Source organism: Mucilaginibacter pineti (genome assembly GCF_900101875.1).
In the GTDB taxonomy this organism is placed as follows: domain Bacteria; phylum Bacteroidota; class Bacteroidia; order Sphingobacteriales; family Sphingobacteriaceae; genus Mucilaginibacter; species Mucilaginibacter pineti.
In genome coordinates this window covers 193,019-211,455 of record NZ_FNAI01000003.1, presented here as the reverse complement: position 1 = coordinate 211,455, position 18,437 = coordinate 193,019, and the positions used below count along the sequence as shown (strand labels likewise).

Annotated in this window: 22 protein-coding genes and 1 pseudogene; 12 read left to right on the top strand and 11 right to left on the bottom strand. The window is 44.9% G+C overall.

Annotated elements, in window-relative coordinates:
- Nucleotides 1-5: 5 nt before the first annotated feature.
- The 6 genes and pseudogenes from BLS59_RS08990 (at nucleotide 6) to BLS59_RS08965 (ending at nucleotide 4,568) form a co-directional block, all read left to right on the top strand.
- The gene (locus tag BLS59_RS08990; RefSeq protein ID WP_091148041.1) at nucleotides 6-971 is read left to right on the top strand and encodes a cytochrome-c peroxidase; all 966 of its coding nucleotides are present in this window, start codon (nucleotides 6-8) and stop codon (nucleotides 969-971) included.
- Nucleotides 972-1,003: 32 nt separating this feature from the next.
- Complete coding sequence (locus BLS59_RS08985) at nucleotides 1,004-1,621, top strand: DUF1579 family protein (protein WP_091148039.1); 618 nt, start codon at nucleotides 1,004-1,006, stop codon at nucleotides 1,619-1,621.
- A gap of 36 nt (nucleotides 1,622-1,657) precedes the next feature.
- A pseudogene (locus BLS59_RS08980) lies at nucleotides 1,658-2,044 on the top strand (DUF1810 domain-containing protein); the annotation flags it as partial.
- A gap of 370 nt (nucleotides 2,045-2,414) precedes the next feature.
- On the top strand, nucleotides 2,415-2,753 hold the full coding sequence (locus tag BLS59_RS08975; protein WP_091148035.1) for a zinc ribbon domain-containing protein YjdM: 339 nt from the start codon (nucleotides 2,415-2,417) through the stop codon (nucleotides 2,751-2,753).
- A gap of 41 nt (nucleotides 2,754-2,794) precedes the next feature.
- Nucleotides 2,795-3,667, top strand: coding sequence for an NmrA family NAD(P)-binding protein (locus BLS59_RS08970; protein WP_091148032.1), 873 nt, complete (start codon nucleotides 2,795-2,797; stop codon nucleotides 3,665-3,667).
- A 184-nt stretch (nucleotides 3,668-3,851) separates the two neighbouring features.
- Nucleotides 3,852-4,568, top strand: a complete 717-nt coding sequence (locus tag BLS59_RS08965; RefSeq protein ID WP_091148030.1) for a hypothetical protein — start codon at nucleotides 3,852-3,854, stop codon at nucleotides 4,566-4,568.
- A gap of 192 nt (nucleotides 4,569-4,760) precedes the next feature.
- Here BLS59_RS08965 and BLS59_RS08960 read toward each other — a convergent pair whose 3' ends face one another.
- The 3 genes from BLS59_RS08960 to BLS59_RS08945 form a co-directional block, all read right to left on the bottom strand.
- A complete protein-coding gene (locus BLS59_RS08960; protein ID WP_091148028.1) occupies nucleotides 4,761-6,086 on the bottom strand; it encodes a sensor histidine kinase in 1,326 nt (441 codons plus the stop codon).
- 142 nt (nucleotides 6,087-6,228) lie between these two features.
- Nucleotides 6,229-6,453 (bottom strand): hypothetical protein, encoded by a 225-nt coding sequence (locus tag BLS59_RS08955; protein WP_091148025.1) that lies wholly within the window; start codon nucleotides 6,451-6,453, stop codon nucleotides 6,229-6,231.
- Nucleotides 6,454-7,308: 855 nt separating this feature from the next.
- Complete coding sequence (locus BLS59_RS08945; protein ID WP_091148020.1) at nucleotides 7,309-8,013, bottom strand: Crp/Fnr family transcriptional regulator; 705 nt, start codon at nucleotides 8,011-8,013, stop codon at nucleotides 7,309-7,311.
- A 505-nt stretch (nucleotides 8,014-8,518) separates the two neighbouring features.
- Between BLS59_RS08945 and BLS59_RS08940 the strand changes: the two genes are divergently transcribed.
- From BLS59_RS08940 to BLS59_RS31540, 3 genes are all read left to right on the top strand, one after another.
- A complete protein-coding gene (locus BLS59_RS08940) occupies nucleotides 8,519-9,883 on the top strand; it encodes an MBL fold metallo-hydrolase (protein ID WP_091148018.1) in 1,365 nt (454 codons plus the stop codon).
- A gap of 83 nt (nucleotides 9,884-9,966) precedes the next feature.
- Nucleotides 9,967-10,353: a response regulator gene (locus BLS59_RS08935; RefSeq protein ID WP_091148014.1), complete on the top strand. Its 387-nt coding sequence runs from the start codon at nucleotides 9,967-9,969 to the stop codon at nucleotides 10,351-10,353.
- 45 nt (nucleotides 10,354-10,398) lie between these two features.
- Nucleotides 10,399-10,548: a hypothetical protein gene (locus tag BLS59_RS31540; protein ID WP_162842590.1), complete on the top strand. Its 150-nt coding sequence runs from the start codon at nucleotides 10,399-10,401 to the stop codon at nucleotides 10,546-10,548.
- Between the two features lie 479 nt (nucleotides 10,549-11,027).
- Here BLS59_RS31540 and BLS59_RS08925 read toward each other — a convergent pair whose 3' ends face one another.
- From BLS59_RS08925 to BLS59_RS08905, 5 genes are all read right to left on the bottom strand, one after another.
- A complete protein-coding gene (locus tag BLS59_RS08925; RefSeq protein WP_091148009.1) occupies nucleotides 11,028-11,321 on the bottom strand; it encodes a hypothetical protein in 294 nt (97 codons plus the stop codon).
- A gap of 60 nt (nucleotides 11,322-11,381) precedes the next feature.
- Nucleotides 11,382-11,717: an Hsp20/alpha crystallin family protein gene (locus BLS59_RS08920; RefSeq protein ID WP_091148006.1), complete on the bottom strand. Its 336-nt coding sequence runs from the start codon at nucleotides 11,715-11,717 to the stop codon at nucleotides 11,382-11,384.
- Nucleotides 11,714-12,163, bottom strand: coding sequence for an endo-1,4-beta-xylanase (locus BLS59_RS08915; RefSeq protein ID WP_091148004.1), 450 nt, complete (start codon nucleotides 12,161-12,163; stop codon nucleotides 11,714-11,716). The genes BLS59_RS08920 and BLS59_RS08915 overlap by 4 nt, the downstream gene beginning before the upstream one ends.
- Nucleotides 12,164-12,308: 145 nt before the next feature.
- Nucleotides 12,309-12,827 (bottom strand): family 43 glycosylhydrolase, encoded by a 519-nt coding sequence (locus BLS59_RS08910; RefSeq protein ID WP_240315194.1) that lies wholly within the window; start codon nucleotides 12,825-12,827, stop codon nucleotides 12,309-12,311.
- Nucleotides 12,828-13,333: 506 nt separating this feature from the next.
- Complete coding sequence (locus BLS59_RS08905) at nucleotides 13,334-14,050, bottom strand: hypothetical protein (RefSeq protein WP_205411222.1); 717 nt, start codon at nucleotides 14,048-14,050, stop codon at nucleotides 13,334-13,336.
- 137 nt (nucleotides 14,051-14,187) lie between these two features.
- Here BLS59_RS08905 and BLS59_RS08900 point away from each other — a divergent pair, with 137 nt between their 5' ends.
- The 3 genes from BLS59_RS08900 (at nucleotide 14,188) to BLS59_RS08890 (ending at nucleotide 16,645) form a co-directional block, all read left to right on the top strand.
- Complete coding sequence (locus BLS59_RS08900) at nucleotides 14,188-14,622, top strand: hypothetical protein (protein ID WP_091147999.1); 435 nt, start codon at nucleotides 14,188-14,190, stop codon at nucleotides 14,620-14,622.
- Nucleotides 14,623-14,888: 266 nt separating this feature from the next.
- Nucleotides 14,889-15,662 carry an SDR family NAD(P)-dependent oxidoreductase gene (locus BLS59_RS08895; RefSeq protein WP_091147996.1) on the top strand — a complete coding sequence of 258 codons (774 nt, stop codon included), beginning with the start codon at nucleotides 14,889-14,891 and terminating at the stop codon, nucleotides 15,660-15,662.
- A 68-nt stretch (nucleotides 15,663-15,730) separates the two neighbouring features.
- Nucleotides 15,731-16,645, top strand: coding sequence for a helix-turn-helix domain-containing protein (locus BLS59_RS08890; protein ID WP_091147993.1), 915 nt, complete (start codon nucleotides 15,731-15,733; stop codon nucleotides 16,643-16,645).
- 31 nt (nucleotides 16,646-16,676) lie between these two features.
- On the opposite strand, the gene BLS59_RS08885 is transcribed toward BLS59_RS08890, so the two are convergent.
- Genes BLS59_RS08885 through BLS59_RS32455 form a run of 3 tightly spaced genes read right to left on the bottom strand, consistent with a single transcriptional unit; the run spans nucleotide 16,677 to nucleotide 18,382 of the window.
- Nucleotides 16,677-17,282 (bottom strand): hypothetical protein, encoded by a 606-nt coding sequence (locus tag BLS59_RS08885; protein ID WP_091147991.1) that lies wholly within the window; start codon nucleotides 17,280-17,282, stop codon nucleotides 16,677-16,679.
- 12 nt (nucleotides 17,283-17,294) lie between these two features.
- Complete coding sequence (locus BLS59_RS32460) at nucleotides 17,295-17,894, bottom strand: S1/P1 nuclease (RefSeq protein WP_262492944.1); 600 nt, start codon at nucleotides 17,892-17,894, stop codon at nucleotides 17,295-17,297.
- On the bottom strand, nucleotides 17,894-18,382 hold the full coding sequence (locus tag BLS59_RS32455; RefSeq protein ID WP_091147987.1) for a S1/P1 nuclease: 489 nt from the start codon (nucleotides 18,380-18,382) through the stop codon (nucleotides 17,894-17,896). Before BLS59_RS32455 ends, BLS59_RS32460 begins: the two co-directional genes overlap by 1 nt.
- Between the last annotated feature and the right edge of the window lie 55 nt (nucleotides 18,383-18,437).

Here is an 18,437-nt window from a genome sequence, read left to right as displayed (position 1 = left end):
CATGAATGAAAAAGTTTTGCATCATTCTCTTTTCGCTTAGCGTTATCCTAATCATCTCGCAAAGCGCGTTTAAGGATCCTGATCCCTTAACCGCTGCAGCGTTGGGGCACAAACTTTTTTTTGACCCGATTCTATCCCGCACCAAAAAGATCAGCTGCGCATCCTGTCATAAACAAGAGTTTGCCTTCTCTGACACTTCGGCCGTCAGTTTAGGCGTCAAAGGGCGAAAAGGGGTTCGAAATACGCCCTCAGCCATGAATATGAGTTTACAGGTGGCCTTCTTTTGGGACGGGCGCGCTACCACACTGGAGCAGCAGGCCCTTATCCCCCTGCAAAATCCAATAGAAATGGATCTGCCCTTAACAACAGCCGTATGGCGACTGCAAAACAATGCATACTACCGCGCGGCCTTTCAGGCTGTATTCCACGAGGTACCTGATGCAGCTAATTTGGCCAAAGCATTATCGGCATTCGAACGGACCTTGGAAACCGGGGATTCGCCATTTGATGACTGGCGCCTGAATGATAACGAGGCGGCCGTCAGCGAATCGGCCAAACGGGGTTTCGCTGTTTTCAATACCAAAGGGCGTTGTATCCAATGCCATTTTGGCCCTGACTTCAATGATATTGAATTTCGTTCTATAGGCCTTTATGATGAAAAAACATTACGGGACAGCGGCCGCGCCTGTGTCACCAAAAAGGAGAACGACTTGGGTAGGTTTAAGATAGGTGCTTTGCGCAACGTAGCGATAACCGCCCCTTATATGCATAACGGCATGTTCAAAACACTGCGGCAGGTGATTGATTACTATAATGACCCGGATAAAATAGTTCCCCATTCCATCAACCGCGACACCCTGCTAAAAACGCCGATGAATTTAACCGAACAGGAAAAAACTGACCTGGAAAACTTCCTGGTTTCCTTAACAGATAAGCGGTTCGTTGGAAATTTGAACAAGACAAGGCCTTGACACGATAGCGACATTATAATTATCTCCATCTGATGAAAAAGACAATTCTACCAACTATGGCGACCATGATAAGCCTGGCCACACTCATTTGTATAGCTTTTAATGGCGCAGCTTATGCGCAAGCATCAAAACAGCCGGACACCATGACGCAATTACTTGACTATTCCCGGCCGGGGGCAGCACACGACGAATTGGAAAAACTGGCTGGTACCTGGTCATTCCAGGATGCGGAACTGGCTTTTGTCAAAGGTACGCTGGTGCGTAAGCCGATCTACAACGGGCGATTTTACAGCGTTGAAATGACAGGTGGGAAACTGCCGGTACCAGTTGCCGATGGAAAAATGAAGGAAGAATTTTACCAAAGCATGCAGATCGAAGGTTTTGATAATCCCAAAAAGAAGTATATCACCACTTCTATCAATAACCATATCGGCAGCGACATACAAATGCAAACCGGAACTTTTGATGCGGCAAAGCAAACCTTTACTTATGAATGGGATGATGAGCTGATCCCCGGACAGATTCAAAAGAACCGTAGGGTTTTAACGATCAATGACGCCAATCATTATAAGGAGGAGTTTTATGAAATACATGGCAATGAATTTGTGAAGGTGAGGGAACTGGATTACACTAAAACTACCGGTCAATAATCAGATGAGTACCAATAACCTGAAACGTTTTTAGATGCACAGCAACGTGATTATGCCATAGCCCTAAACGAAATTAAAGCCGGGCGTAAACGCAGCCACTGGATGTGGTATATATTCCCGCAGGTAGCCGGCCTGGGCTACAGCGAAATGGCCCAGTGGTATGCCATCAGGAACAGGGACGAAGCTATCGCCTACCTGGGACATCCCATCCTGGGCAAGCGGTTAATCGAAATTTCGGAAACTCTTTTTTTGGTTGCTTCAAACAATGCGACTGAAATCATGGGCCGTCCGGATGATCTGAAGCTGCGTTCCTGCATGACACTTTTCGCACTGCTGCCGGATGCTGATCCGGTTTTTGAAGCCGTGCTAAAGAAATTCTTTGACGGAAAGAAAGATCCGGCCACGTTGCAGATGCTGGATTGATTTATCCACCATTTATGCCTTTCTAAATGCAAAACTTACTACTCTTCTTAAGTCCCAAAATGATCGCGCCACGCGCAAGTGTCAGCAAGGCACATTATAGGGTTTTGGCGTAAAATAAAAAACATATCGCGCCAAAACCTACCCCAGGACACAAAAGTTATTTGACAATAACAAGTGGCTATATAGATAATCACAAATATGTGTGTTAACTTATCATTTACCTGTTTACAAACGTTTCTATCGGTTTAACACACAGATTTTCTTTTTTCAGTTTGCCAACTTTGACATCGGAATAAGTGCGATAGTATCCGTTTGCTTTGGCGTTCATTGACATCAGGATATTAGCACTTTGATTTGTTACCTTTACTGGATGAATGAACTCCCGCCCTGCCCGGTTTGCCGGTCCCCGTATACATATGAACTGGAAAGCTTATTGGTTTGCCCCGAGTGCGGGCACGAATGGGCCGTTGCCGAAGAAGTAGTAGCTGCTGAGGGTTTCGTAGTAAAGGACAGCAACGGGAGCACGCTCCAGAACGGAGATTCGGTAGTGACGATCAAAAACCTGCCGGTAAAAGGCACTTCTCAATCCATCAAAGCCGGCACCAAGGTCAGGAACATCCGTTTGGTGGACAGCGATCACAATATCGACTGTAAGATCGATGGTTTCGGCGCCATGGCGCTAAAGTCGGAATTTGTAAAAAAAGCTTAAAATTCCATGTAACAAAAGGCCGCTTTGCAGGTTAATTTGACATGGAAGATCAAATCTTATTAGCCGGAGCAACCGGCGATCTGGGCGGGCGTATTGCAAAGGCGCTGATAGGAAAAGGTGCGAAGTTAAAAGCCATCGTCAGGTCGGATAGTAAAAAGGAAGTCGTTGAAATATTGAAAGCCGTCGGCGTAGAGATCGCGGTAGTAGACATAAAGGACCATTCGGCGCTGGTGGAGGCTTGCAAGGGTGCCACATGCGTGGTTTCGGCCTTTGCAGGGTTGCGCGATGTGATCGTGGATGCGCAGGGCCTGCTGCTGGAGGCGGCAGTTGAGGCAGGTGTGCCGCGTTTTATTCCTTCTGATTATTCGACGGATTTTACAAAGCTACCGGAAGGCGAGAATCGGAATTTTGATTTGCGGAAGGCGTTTGCAGTTCAGCTGAACAAAGCGATGATCACCCCTACTTCGGTATTTAACGGCGCTTTTGCGGAACTGTTAACCTACAATATTCCCTTGCTTGATCACAAAAATAAGACGATTACCTATTGGGAGAAGCTCGATTGGAAGGTTGATTTTACCAGTATGAACGATACGGCGGCATTTGTGGCCGAAGCAGCGCTGGATGTGACCGCGCCAAGATACCTCCGCATCGCCAGTTTCCAGGTGAGCGCAAATGATTTAGCTTCCCTAACCGGTTATGAGCTGAAAAACATGGGCACCCTGGCCGATTTGGATGCCTACAACAAACGGGAACGAGCTGCACATCCCGAGGGCGAAAATGAACTCTACGCCAAATGGCAGCAAAGCATGTATATGCACAGCATGTTCAGCGCACACAACGAAGTATTGGATAACGACCGCTACCCGGATTTGACCTGGAGCAAACTGGAAGAATATATAAAACCATCTCCTTAAAACGATTGGCAGCAGGAATCCTATTTGCTTTTGACCGCTATTTCCACTGTGCGGCGTTTGTAACTAATGTTTTCCTCTTTGGCAGATACCAGGACATTACTTCAAGCAATAAAATTGTGTAGGTAAACTCTTTTATTTTATAAATCTCTTAACTTTAAGATTTTAAAACTCAATCGTAGTTACTATGCCAAATCTTTCCTGCGATATCCTTATATGCTCAAGTGCGTTGATCTTGGTATTGTTGACGTTTAGCAGCGAAATACACGCCATACTTTTTGAAAAGAAACTGATCGGTCACACAGGATTTAAAATTGCATTGCTGCTGGCTGGCATATTGACAGCGACTTTCGGAATTGTAAAAAAGCAGCAAAACAATGATACTACTATAAGGCTACTCTCCAAACAGGTAGATAACTTACAAAGGCAATTTATAAAGGAATTAGCCGGTGGCGATTTTCCGGTTTTAGCTGCGAAGATCGATTCGAATACACAAAGGCTGGTCATCTCCGTTTGCAATTATAATAAAATACCTATCCATTATATCTCGGTGACCGTTTACGATCTCTACGCGTTCGCTAAGAAAGGAAATGCTAAACAGGCCCTTAAGTCAGGCGAACATCCGGCGGACGGTGATGATGACGAAAAATTCATGATCGTTCAGTCGATAAAACCTAAAGGAAGGACTGAAATAAGCCAACAAGATATCAGTACCCCTGCTTCCTATCCGATACATTATAAAATAGCTGTCACCTGGCAAAACGGGAATTATACCGCCTATTTAGATGTATCCCAAAGTAACGAGACTGCTCCAGGGTATACACTGTCGTTTCTTTATCATTACGGTAACCAAAATTATTCCGAACAGGAATTTTTAAACCTGGCTAAAAAGAATCTGAAATAGCCTTTTTGCTTTTGCTGAAATTAAGCTGATACCGCTATTTACGGATTGTTTTCTTTGACTTTTTCAGTCAAAAAAAAGACCGGAAGGCGCTACCGTCATTTACCGTAAAAAGCAGTGCAGGTGACCTCAAATGCCGCCCTTGCAAGGACGTGCACATCGAATATATCGTGAACGGCGATCAACAAGTTAAAATTAACTAGAAGCCATAATAATGCCCGCGGCTCCCTCATTTGCCGGCAGTTCTACAAAGAAAGTAGCACCGCTTACCGCGTCGCAGCTGAACCAGATCCGCCCGCCCAGCAAAGTTGTGTACTCACGGCAAAGTGCTAGGCCGAGACCCACGCCACTTTCATTGGCCGTACCTTTGGCTGAAACAGCGCTCAACTGGAAAATAGCATCCGTCAGCTGCGCGGGGCTGCCATTGCCGCTATCGCTGACTGTAAGCAAACAGGTCGCCTCATTGCAGCTCGCGCTGATACAGACCCGGCCACCCGCAGCAGTAAATTTGATGGCGTTATTCAACAGGTTGCGCGTGATCAGTTGTAACATATCGGCATTTCCCCAAATGGTTGTCCCCTTTGCAAAAACAGATTCCAGGATGATTTCTTTACGAGCAGCGATCGCCTGAAAAAGCTGCACCTGCGGCTCCAGCAATACGTCCACCGCTAAAAAATCTTTTTGAAGGATGACACCGCTCATCTGGCTTTTGGACCAGTGCAGCACATTGTTGACCATATCCAGCGTTCCCCTGGTCGAGCGCAGCAGCGCTGCCTTGATATCCCGCCGCTCTTCATCAGAGAGTTCATATTCAGCCAGCATCTCCAGATAATTCTGGATCAGGGATAGCGGGCTGCGCAGGTCATGTGAGATAATAGAGAACAGTTTATTTTTTTCCGCATCCATTTCACGCAACCGTGCGGCATTTTGCTGGGCTTCCAGTCGCTCGGCATCATAACGTCTGCGGATCATATAAAAGCAGGCCAGTATGACCACCACTACGGTCACATAGGCTGAAGATATATCGATATACCGGTCTCCCGTGGCCTGATAGGTATAAGGCACCCAATCCGGATGATGATGTTGCACCAAATGGAGAGTGACAAGCAATAACACATTGCTGCCCACCCAATACCAATACTGCTCAACGGGTACTACGGCCACCATCACTACCAGCATCAGGATAAAAAAATACCCCGTGGGCCCGTCTATCCCCGAATTCAAAAAAAAGTTAACCACAAAAAGACAGGTGCCCGTGAGGCAGAACACAAACCGCGAGGGCGCCGTCATCCCGCGGTAGCGGGATAAGTAATACAACACTATAACCAAAGTCAGCGTCACCCCGCTGGCCAGCGCGATCACCGGCAAGCCTACGACCAGGTTAAGTGGTATATTATAAACGAGCGCAGCTATGCAGATAGCTAGCACAGCATGAAAAATACGTACAGTTAATGGGAAATGATCAGGCGGGCCACTGATACTTTGATTGATCCGACGGAAGTAATGAATAATGAACGACACTCCGATAAAACGTAAATAATAAGTATTAATAAATTTCGGACCGGCAGAATCTGCTTCAAATTAACAAGTTTGTTTTGATTTTTCAAAACTGTTTAGTACGGATAGAAATTTTTCTTTTTAAGTTCAGGGCTGCCCGTTTCGCTCATATGCCTGGCCCTGCCTGTTTTAAATTGACGCCTTCAAAAGTCAATATTCTGGCCTGGATGGTTTTACCAACCGCTTCGGACAATTGCTGCCGCATTTCATCGGTTACCCGCGAAAACCCTAATCGCCTGGCGATTAGGGGCAGCGTCTCTTCCTCGGTGATAGAGATGGACGCGCCGACCACCTGCCGGATTGCTTCGTAAATTTCTTCAGGAGCTACCAACGCTAATTTCCAATAAGAATTATAAAAAACTACATTAAAAATATTTATGGTTTAAAATCTCCGTTAACCCAATCTCTGCTGTACGAAGCCATTTCTTAGCCGATCATTAACGAATTTATATGGAGGTAGAAATTATTACAACAGAATTATTCTTCGTTTATGGAATTAAATTTGTGACTCAATATCTTCAGCGGATGCCCGATCCCGCAAACGTAAAGGGCATATAAACAATTATTCCAGGAAAACATCCTCAGCCAAGATGTGGTAATAGTTCAAAATTCCAGCGACAGCCCTCCTATTAAGGTTTGATTCCAAATATATGTTGTTATCGCCCCACTGGCGGTTAACGGGCAGGAAGGCCCTATCGCCGCGGTTCATCGACATGTCGCATGGCAATGTAACGATCGCCAGCGGATCAATAGTTGCTTCTGACCTTTAACAAATAATGCTATGTTTATTGCCAAGTACAGGTTTAGAGTTTCTTCAACTTGTTTAAACTTATATTTTTTATACAGGACGTGCTGAACAAGATCTGGCGCATGCGCTAATGTCCTACTTAAGATTTCCACGAAATCCCTTTTAGTCAGTTGATAAATGGTTTCCTCATCTTTACACATAATTACATGTCGAGTTCCAAGTATAAGTAAAAAAAATGAAGGTAGCGTTTATCAGTTTGCACTTTTTGATAAACAATATGACCAATCAATTCCCCCCTTGAGCCTTTGTAGTTTATGCTCATTCACGAGCCCGAACAAGATACCGGAAAGCTCTGAAGTTTTTATATCAACGCTGTAGCTTTCACCCGCATGCCGGGTAATATCACTTAGTGCCGCGCTGCTCATCAAAAAGATCAGCTTATTTATAGTTAGCCCTCTTAACTAGTAGTTTGATATCTTTAATTGATATTTTACGACCATCGGTTTCCAGTATCCCTTCCTCTTTAAATTCTTTCAGCAACCTTATAACATTTTCTTCCGCAATACTTGCCATGTGGGCCAGGTCTGCCCTGGATACCGTGAGCATGACATGTCGGCTGTCTTGATCATCCTTGTACTTTTCCCTCAGGACGATCAACGCTATAGCAAGCCGTTCGGGCGCATTGCTTTGCGCTATAACAGAAATATTATTGGACATTACTGTAAATTCATGGCTTAATATTTTGAGTAACTGGTGTGCAAAATACGGGTAGTCTTTAATAACACCTATAAAGTCTTTATTAGGTATATAACAGATCTCGCTGGGTTCCATTGCAGCCGCAGAATCCGGATAGCGTTCTTCAGATAACACGGCATGATAGCCCACTAATTCACCTTTACTCGCGACATAAATGATCTGCTCCCTGCCATTCCTGCCTGCCTTATATTTTTTGATCTTACCATGCATAACAAGGTAAATACCCGACGGAACGGTGCCTTCCTTAAATACGCTTTCTCCTTTAGCGTATTGGTGATAGGTGCTGTTGATCAGTAAACGGTGACGATCGGTTTTTGATAATACGCTTAATACTGATGGCGTATTGAAGTTCCATCTGTCTATCGGAAAAATCCCTTTTAAGCTCATCCGCAAATATAATCATAAGCTGATTAATATCAGGTTTAGGACTGATATATATCTAATAATACAATTAAACCAAAGGTTAAATTTGAAAGACGGCATAGGTATTCCCCTTTATTTGGAGTAAAATTTGTCCATAGGGGCCGTTATTACGTTTTTTGATGGTTTGCGAAGCGGATAGCGGGAGTGATAACCATGCAATTTTTATACGCTGAATGGCCCGTGGACATCAATCGTACCTGATGATTAACCCGACCAAAATGATGGCTGAGATTGTTCGTTTTATTACTCAAAATTTAAGTGTCGGAAATACCTGGCAAAATATAGGATTCTATTTTATTCTGACGGTTCTATTATGGATCATCATCGTGCAATATTGTTTTTTGAGGAAAAGGAATAGATAACGCAGTATTACCCTTAAATGATGTTTATAGCATTGCTTATGGAAACAGGGTAGCGGGAATTTAGCAAACAGCCCTATCCCGGTGATAGGTATTGGAAATTAACCTTTATGAAAGTTCATCGATTTGAAAATGTAAACCTGGCTTATTATTCGTACGCGATACTTAGTGAATTGACTAATGAAATCATTTTGATCGACCCGGAAAGGAATATTGAGGATTATACTAAGTATGCCATCGGGAATGCCGCGAGGATTACCGCTGTCATACTCACCCACGCACATGAGAACTTTACAGGCGGGCACCTGGAATTGCAGGAGTTTACAGGAGCATTTTTGTACTGTTCCCGACATACCCAGGCAACCTATCAACACCGAACTTTTGATGAAGGTGATGAAATACGCATAGGCGAGATCACACTTCGGGCTTTGAACACCCCGGGGCATTCGCCGGACAGCATTTGCATTTTATTGATCTGTTCGGGAAAAGCTGAAGCAGTATTTACCGGTGACACCTTGCTTATTGGTGATTGCGGCAGGCCAGTATTAACCGGTATCGATGCAGGCGTTTGCACTGATGAGATGGAGCGATTAGGCAGCCAGTTGTATCGCTCGCTCCGGGAATGTTTGATGGTTCTTGATCCGGAGATCTTGATATACCCCGCACACAGGGCTTATTGGTCGGATGAAGAGGTATTAAATGAAGAGGAAAAGCGTACTATAGGCACCGAAATGGAGAGCAACTGGAGCCTGCGTGATAAGAACGAAGCCGATTTTGTGCGGAATCTGCTCGCCAAACAAAACGTTCAACCTAAGTATTTTCCCTATAATGTCTGGTTGAATAAACGTGGTGCCGAAACATTACTTGTATCGGTAGGTAAAGTAAATATCGGGCGTCGGCCATTTATTTTTGACGTAGACGTGGCGATCATCGACACCCGTCCCCGGGACATTTTCAACAGAGGGCACTTACCCGGCGCTATCAATATCCAGGATGGACCGCGATTTGAACGTTCACTTGGAAGTGTCCTGTCACCGGATGAACTTTATTACCTGGTAGCGGAAGATGAGCATAAAATAAACACCCTGATAAAACGCGCCGCAAACATAGGTTACGAGGTATTTATCGACATGGCCTTTACCAGTCAATCGGGTGTGATCGTAACCGCATTATTAGATCTGGAACATTTTAAATCCAATTCAGGTTTCTACAGCATTATTGACCTACGTAACAGCGTAGAAGCAAGGTCAAAAACCATTTTTCCTGATGCGATTAACATTCCATTGCATCAACTGAGGGAACGAATAGCAGAGATTCCTGATGATAAGCCGCTGGTGGTACATTGTTCTGACGGATATCGAAGCGCAATAGGCAGCAGTATCCTGACCGGCCAGGATCACCTTCAAAAAGTTTATGATCTCGGCCCGGAAGTCGGAATGTTTATGCACAATAATATCAGAGTCTCCAGCTATTAGAAATCAGATTTACTAAAATTTAGTAAATTTCCGTTAGTCTTTCTGTTAAGTGTCTATACAACACCCAATTTTTATTGTAATCAATGAATATACCGGAAACACCCGCAATTGTTGTTGTCGATGATGATGCTCTTTATCGAAAAGTGTTAATCCTTTTATTAAAGAAGCACCGTTTTCAGATTTTCTTCGAAGCCGAAAATGGCAGCGATTGCCTGAGCAGGATGGCTGCAATAATAGCCTTACCTCATGTAGTTATATTAGATATCGAAATGCCGGTAATGGATGGTTTTGAAACCGCCAAAAAGCTAAAAGAAAAATGGCCGCAGGTAAAGATCGTGGCGCACTCTGCTATACTGGATGCCAGAGCCCGGGATAAAATAATGGCCGCAGGTGCTGACCACTTTCTGGTAAAGGGTTATGAAAGTGCACGAATAGCTGAAGCAGTATGGCTGGTATTAAATGAAGTTTAACTTCTTTTCATTTCCATGGAACTAGCCTTGTTCACTACTGGTTCTATGGAAACAGAACTGCATGCGATACAGCAGGGGAACTTTGCGCAGTACCGGGTCGAAGGAATTCGGGCGTTGCAAAGTGGGATGGAAACGGGCTCTCCAACGTCAAACGACTCTGAATTGAAGTACAAGAATGTTGCAGCAGATAGCTAACCATTGTATCTTAGCCTGATGGAAAAAGCGCTTAATTGCCTGGTTTCCGACTTAAGCAGGTCCTGCTTAACCTGCTGAGCAATGCCATCAAATATACCGATTAGGGAGGGGTCACCGTTAAGGCAACACTTACCATTGGGAAGACCTCGAACCGGCTTGATGTCAGCGTATCTATACAGGTGCCGGTATTCCAGGAACCGCCAGGGTAAATTGTTCACGCCCTATTACCAAGCCGGACGACAAAACCCAGGTACCGGTTTCATGTGCATTATCAGTCTGGCTGATAAAAGATCTTGTAAATCTCTGCCAGCAAGCTGCAAAACTTTTCCGCCGCGGACGGGACATGTCTGTGTAAACTTACGGGCAACTTTTCGCCCTGACAGGATTTCTAAGCCGTCCTTCGGGAAATTTGGTTGACACGGAGTTGGAGGCATAATAGCGGCGAGAAAAGTATTGAATTAAAAAAGCGATTTTCTCTTTCATGACATTTCGTCCAGGTTTTTTAAACGGAAGATCTCTTTGGCGATCAGCTTACAATTAAAGCCGAGTTCTTCCATGGTGCAGCAAATGCTTTTGATTTTTACAGGCAGGCCGCTGGCGGTTTCCATCAGGTCAATATGCAGCGGGCAACTCGCAATCATGGCCGGATCGCCTTCAATCTGACGAAACAAACTGTAGGCGGCTTCGCGGTCATTCTCGAAAAAGTACTGGCCATAGTCGCCATAGCCCTGCGTTGTTTTAAGACTTAACTGGATATAGAACTGTGCTTCCATAAAAATCTAAATATTCAGGGCCCCTACAAGCAGTGGCCCTGAATAAAAAAATATCAACACTTATTTGGTCTCGATCTGGCGGCGTACAGCTTTGGCTTCTTCGCGTTTAGCTATATCAATGCGGAGGATACCATCGGTATAGCTGGCTTCGACCTGTCCAAGGTCGGCGCTGTCAGGTAAGGTAAACGAACGTACGAAAGAGCTATAGCTGTATTCGCGCTTGCTGTAGTTCTTTTGGTTGTCTTGCTGCGCTGAAGAAATTTCAACCGAAATGCTCAGCTGGTTACGTTCCAGATTAAGTTTAAAATCTTCTTTCTTCAGGCCCGGCGCGGCCAGTTCCACATGGTAGTTATTCTCGCTTTCGCTGACGTTCACTGCAGGTACACGGGTGATCATGCGGTCATTGAAAAAAGTGTCATTGAAGATTGATTCGAGTCCTTAAACATCCAAGCGGGAGCTTGTGCATGCCATAGCAAATTATGACCCCTAATTCGGATATGATGCTTAATAGCGAAGTCTAAGATAGAATCTGCATTACGCCAATTGTAAAAATCTTCCCGCGGATGTATTGGTCCCATTTTCATATCATTCTCAGGTGTAATGCTGTTGAATTCACGAAGGATGAGATTGGCTTCATCGCCCTTGAGCGAACGGATACTAACCGCAGCGCCAATCGGAAAATAGGCTTTATAATAATCTTTCAAACCCTTGTCATCGTCCCGGATCAGGGGTTGAGCGCTTACAGTTTTTAACAAGCATCCACTATAAAGCGCACAAACGAATGCTATCCTTAGTACATGTTTCTGGGCTGATATAGGAAGCCGTGACTCTTTTGTTATCATACTTTATTTTTTGGACGGGTTAATGGCTGTGTAAGGAACTGAACTATAATTTGTATAAAGATTTAACTATTTATTATAGGTTATGTGGTCGCTGATATGGAAAAAGTCAAAATCTACCCAGCCACCAGCCCCTTTTGTCGCATAATTAAATAAAGCAAACCTGTACCACGCCTGACGGCAAGCTGGCATTTTCGATAACGACCTGATCAATACCGCCCTGTTTGATCCCGAATACATCATTGTCAATATTGTCAAGTTCAACCAACCTTAACCTCCCGCTTCCGGTAATCATATACACCTTTCCATCATCATCAAAAAACAAGGAATGATCATGTAAAGCCGGCTTGAAGGCTGCAACTTTCCAAGGGCCACGTTCGATATCATTTGTTGTATAAACATAGGTTTTATCCGTGGCTTGAGCGAACGTGCTTACATAGAACAAACCATTGTGGTAACGCAGGCTGCTTGCCCAAGACCCGTGCTCGTACGTGCTTTTACCATTTTCAAGATCGAGTTCGTCCAAGTTCGCCAGTGTATCATAAGCATAGCTAATGATCTCCCAGTTCACCAGATTCGTTGATTTCATGATCGGAACACCCGGGCTCATATGCATGATGGTACTGCTCATATAATAATTATTGCCAACGCGAAATATCAGGCACATCGGCATTAATAATCGGATTATGGGCCTGCCCTTTTATGATACCAGGTGCTGAGACGAAAAACAGCATGATGAGAACGACCCTTGAATTTATTTTTAACATGATAAATGGAAATAGCAGACACCAAATTACAAGAAATAATAAACAAAGCATGCCGATTTTTATTAACTTACTTCTACTATAATTAATAGCTGTCTTACCAAAAGTTTGCATTTAAATTCAATGCCATGCTATGTCTGTAGAAAATTAATGCCGCTACTTCAATTTGATACGGCTGAGCATGGCGGCCTTTCTAAATTAATATTGTCTTTTTTGCCTGAAATTGATCACTCAGCGGGGTTCACGGTTATGTGCTAGGTTATTTAACGGTTGCCAACTCCGGATACAAAGCTTCGAAATGATAAGTTCAGGTATACAAAGGTATGATCAATCCCAACAGGCTCAACTAACGCTTATTAACAAGCAAATTAAATCGGTACTTAAAAAACTAGTGGAATAAACAGACGGTTTAACGGCTGATGTAATAGACTACCCCAACCGCAACAACGATCAAAGACAACAGGAGCATTGTTGTTTTAAGCTGGATAAATCGCCATGCCTTACGCTCCTGACGCAGAAAATCATTTTTAATAAATACCTGTCCCGAATTTGCGTGCCAAAGGTTAATGGTTACTTCGCTGGTGTTTTTGAGTACGCTATAAGCTACACTGGTAGTCACAAATTCATAGTCGGTGCCGTTTGCGCTGGCAGAAAGATAATTGTTGGTGCCAACCCGGGGTATTTGTTTACGCCTGGTGCTTTTGATTTTCAACTTACAGGCGGTAACTGTTTTCGCTGATAAATAATCGGTTACGCTGATCGCTATCGGGATAGCGGATAAAAGAACATACAGTATCGCGATCCAATCGAAAATCGCGTTCCAGGTAAACAGATTCAATTGAACAACTGCGGTGGATTGCTGAATAAAACCAACACAAAAAACAAATAATACGAGCACTGATACTATGTTTCTCTTGGTCAAAAATTTAAATGGGTCGGTTACTTCCAGCCAAACATCAATTTGATAAATAGCTATTTCAAATAGTAAACCCACTGCCATTGCGCCAACATGCCAGGGCCAGGGCATCTTCAAATGGAAAGCCAAAGCGGACACACCGAAATAGGCGAAGGCACACAGGTAGCTGAATTTATCAAATACAGCAATGAAAACAACTGCCTGTGCCATCAAGGCAATGTATAAATACAACATAATTATCTGCTTTTATCAGGTCCTAGTTTTTATAAAGTAAAATTAAGTGCGTTTGTTTCAAGGTGAGTAGGACAAACAAAAATTATACTGTTGCTGTTGTGTATGCTATAAACATGAAAAAAATTCACCTGTTGTGCTACCTGTTCATTTGGGTATCACTATTTGAATCTGTTAGCGCACAGGTTACATCAACACAGTTAAAAGTGCCAACGATTGCGATTGGAGATGCTTCCAGGTATATAGGAAGTATGGTAAAGCTTAACTGCGACGAATATAAAACAGTTGATGACGGAAAAACACTGTCCATCTACATGAAAGTCCGGCACCAGGAAAAATCATTAATGCTGATACTTACCGGGGAGAGCAGGAAAAAGGCATTTGATGAAATGCGGATCCGCAGAAGATTGAATAGCGAGGTCAAGCAACCGCTTGATACCAGCATAACAGCCACAGGGAAAATTGTTAGCTACAACAACCACCTGCGCATAGTGATCACTCGTGCCAAAGATGTTTATCTGGGTGCCGATCTGAAAGTAGAGCAGCCATAATGAAAACCTGCCAGCTGCTTTTCCTTATTTTCCCTTTCTTGTGTTTGCTTGGGACAAACTATAATCAGAATTTCCTTTCAGCCAAAACATTTTGACCCCCTGGATACAAGCTTTGGAGCACCATGTTACAAAACGCATTGAATTTGAAATAACCGGATCCGTATTTGTTTTCCCCTCGTTTTGGTTACAAACGTCCTTGATTTGGTTAGCAGGATAACGGCGTAAAAACTGAGTTTTGTATTGTTAATTCCTATAAAACTTATAACATGGAAAATCAAATCGAATCAACAGAAAATAACCAACTCATCGCCCTTGTCACGGGTGCTAACCAGGGTGTAGGCAACGAGATCGCCAAAGCACTTGCCGCCAAGGGTTACAGGGTCTATGTCGGATCGCGTAAACTGGAAAACGGAGAAAAAGCGGCAGCTGAAATAGGCCCGGACGCACATGCCATCGAGCTGGATGTGACTAAACAAGGTACAATCGATGCCGCGATAAAGCGTATCGGAGCGGAATCAGGCCGCCTGGACCTGCTGGTGAATAATGCGGGTATCGCACATGCAGGTAAACCCGGCCGGACGGTGGAAGAGGTCATGGCATCCGGCAGGGCGGTTAGTGTATCACTGGATGAAGTGCGCACCGTTTGGGAAACCAATGTATTCGGTGTCATCGCCGTTACGCAGGCCGCCTTACCCTTATTGCGTAAATCAGCAGCCGCCCGGATCGTAAACGTATCAAGCGGTTTAGGGTCCCTGACCTGGATCTCTGACCCGGCATGCTGGGCCCGCGAAAATTTCGGTATTGTTTACGCCGCATCCAAAACAGCCCTGAACGCGGTTACACTCGCATTTGCGTTGGAGCTGGAAAAGGAAAATATCAAGGTCAACGCGACCAGCCCGGGTTATACCGCCACCGCGCTTAATAATTTCCAGGGCACCGACAGCCTGGAGGTTGGTTCACGCGAACCGGTCCGCGTAGCTTTGGAAACCGACGGGCCTACCGGTAGCTTTACAGGTCCGGACGGACCGCTTCCCTGGTAAGCTGTTTTCAAATTCAATTATGACCGGCCGCTGAGAAAGCCGCCAGTCATGATCGTTATCTTTCCACTATGAAAAGTGCCGCACAGAAGATTAGCAAGATAGAATCGATTACGGAGATACACCGTATGTTGGGTATTGCCGGTCCCTGCCATCCTATGATCAGTCTGCTGGAATCATCACAATTGATCAACCTGTGCCAGCTTCCGGATAGTTACGTCATCGGCTTTTATAAGATTACTTTTGTGACCAAACTGGGCGGTAAGTTCCGTTACGGCCAGGGTTATTATGATTTTGACGAAGGCAGCCTGATGTTTACCGCGCCCGGCCAGGTGGTGGGGCATATCGACGGCTACGAGGAAAATGAAGGTTTATCACTGTTCATTCACCCGGATTTCCTGCAAGGTTATCCCTTAGCCGCAAAGATCAGCCAGTTCGGATTTTTCTCTTACGCCTCTAATGAGGCCCTGCACCTTTCAGAACGCGAAAGGACTACCATGTTCTCCATTTACAGCATCATCCGTGATGAACTGAACAGCAGGATAGATGATTTTAGTCAGGAAGTGACCATTGCGCAGATCGAGTTATTACTAAGTTACGCCAAACGGTTTTATAAGCGCCAGTTCCTGACCCGTCAGACCGTCAGCAGTGACCTGCTTCAGAAACTCGAAGCGATGCTGGATGCTTACTTTGATGAAAAAACACCGGTAAGACAGGGCATGCTGACCGTGCAGTATCTTGCCGGTCAATTCAACTACACGCCGAATTATTTAAGCGACATGCTACGTTCGCTGACCGGGCTCAGTGCCCAGCAACATATCCATCAGAAACTGATCGAAAGGTCAAAAGAGCTGTTATCGACTACGAATCTGAGCGTCAGTGAAGTGGCTTACCAGTTGGGTTTTGAGCACCCTCAATCCTTCAGCAGGCTGTTCAAAATGAAGACCCGGCATTCACCCGCGGAGTTCCGGTCCTCGTTCAACTGATCGTACAAGTAATCTTTCAATTATTGCGATTTCAGCCCATTTTAGACACATACCCCGCCCTGAATATATTTACGAAAGACCTGGGCGTTAATACCCGGACTTTATCTACCTGGGGAATAGCTATTCCCGCTGCATTACCTGCGGGGCTCCACAACAGCAGCTGCCCGGCTTTAATCAGATATGCCCGCTGCTCATACGTCACAAATGTCCCTTCAGGGAGCAAGTTTATAGCTTCCTCATAAGTGACTTTTGACTGATCTTTTGTGATGCGCTCCGCGTGTAAAACAGCATCGATAAGCGCCACCGGCGTTTTCATGTCAAATCCATACGCAGGATTCCCTTTCAGCCAAAACATTTTGAATCGCTGGTGATCGGCATAACGGCATTGGAAACAGGGACGGTGACCGGCTGAAAAAGCAGTAGCCTCGTCGAAAAAAAATAATTCTGTCCACCGGTCCGGCCGCATGATCTCCCTGTGGCGGCCCCTGAATTCCAGGACGCAGGTTATCCATGGCTTGATTTTGAAGAGACGTACGATTTCCTTTTGCGCATTATGTATCACCCCGCGTTGCCAAGCCAGGCGCCATTCGGCTGTTCTGATGAGCCGGCCAAAAGGGTCTACACGATTTTGCAGCATTTTTTATTGTAATCAGAATTTGATCTTCGCCGGATCAGTTATGATGATCTCCCGTTTGCCTTTATAATCGATCACCTCCCCTTCCACCGTAATTGTTTTATTTACCAGCTGGCTGCCTGAGTCTTTGGCTTTTCCTTTTAAAGCTACGGTCAGTAACTGCCCGGGATAAGCCGCGCCTAAATTGACCAGCACCATGCTGCTGATATCCTTGCTGCTGTAGACTTTGCCTGTCGTACTAACGGTTTTACCTATCGCGTTTTTTACGTCCTCCAGTTTTACGGGAATTACATTTGTTGAATTAAACGGCGGAGGGGGCAACAGCGTTACCTTGGTCACCTTTACCTGCTCATTGTTGAACAGCTTGTTCAGCTCACCGGCCAACCGGATGCCGGCCTGGTCGATGCGTTTGCGGATCACGGGGATATATTGCTGGTAATAGGCCTCGTCTATATCCTGCCCAGGTTTGACCTGTGCATACAATTCGCTGCTGATCTGGTAGCTTTCCCAGATCCATTCCATCGGGCTGTCCGACTGCCATTGTTTGATCTGCGCGGGTGTAGCGGTATCATAAGTTTTAGCGATATCGGTTTCGCTCAACCCTTCGTGGTCGATCAGCTTACTATCCCAAAGACTGTGCAGAGTTCCTTTGTTGTCGAAACGAACCTGTATAGTATATTGCCTCCTTTATCTTCTTTACGGCTGATGTGCATCGGCTGGTGGGCGTCGCCGACCAGGTGGATCAGGTATTTCAGCGCCTCGTTCTTCTGATCCGGCGTTAAGCTTTTATCCTTCACGCTAGCCTCCGTTTTCAGGATGGCGCTGTACACATTATTATCACTTTCACCTACTGCTTTGACAAAAGCTTCATGTGTCAAACCTACAGGCAGATTTAAAAAATGCCAGGGTGCCGTCGTCTTATTCCGGTTCTCATCGGCCCAGGTGGCTACATCGGCCATGCGCTCACCGTTCAGGTAAGCCGAAACGACGTAAGCGGTATTGCTGCGCAGGTGTTTTTGGGCGATGGTCGCTACGGTGCGGTGTCCTTTGAAACCCCAGGAGATCAGCGCTGCGGAAAAGCCGATCAGGCAAAAGTTAAACATTTCTTCATGCTGCTAATATATTGGTATGTTTATTCGTTTTATGTGTACAAATTTA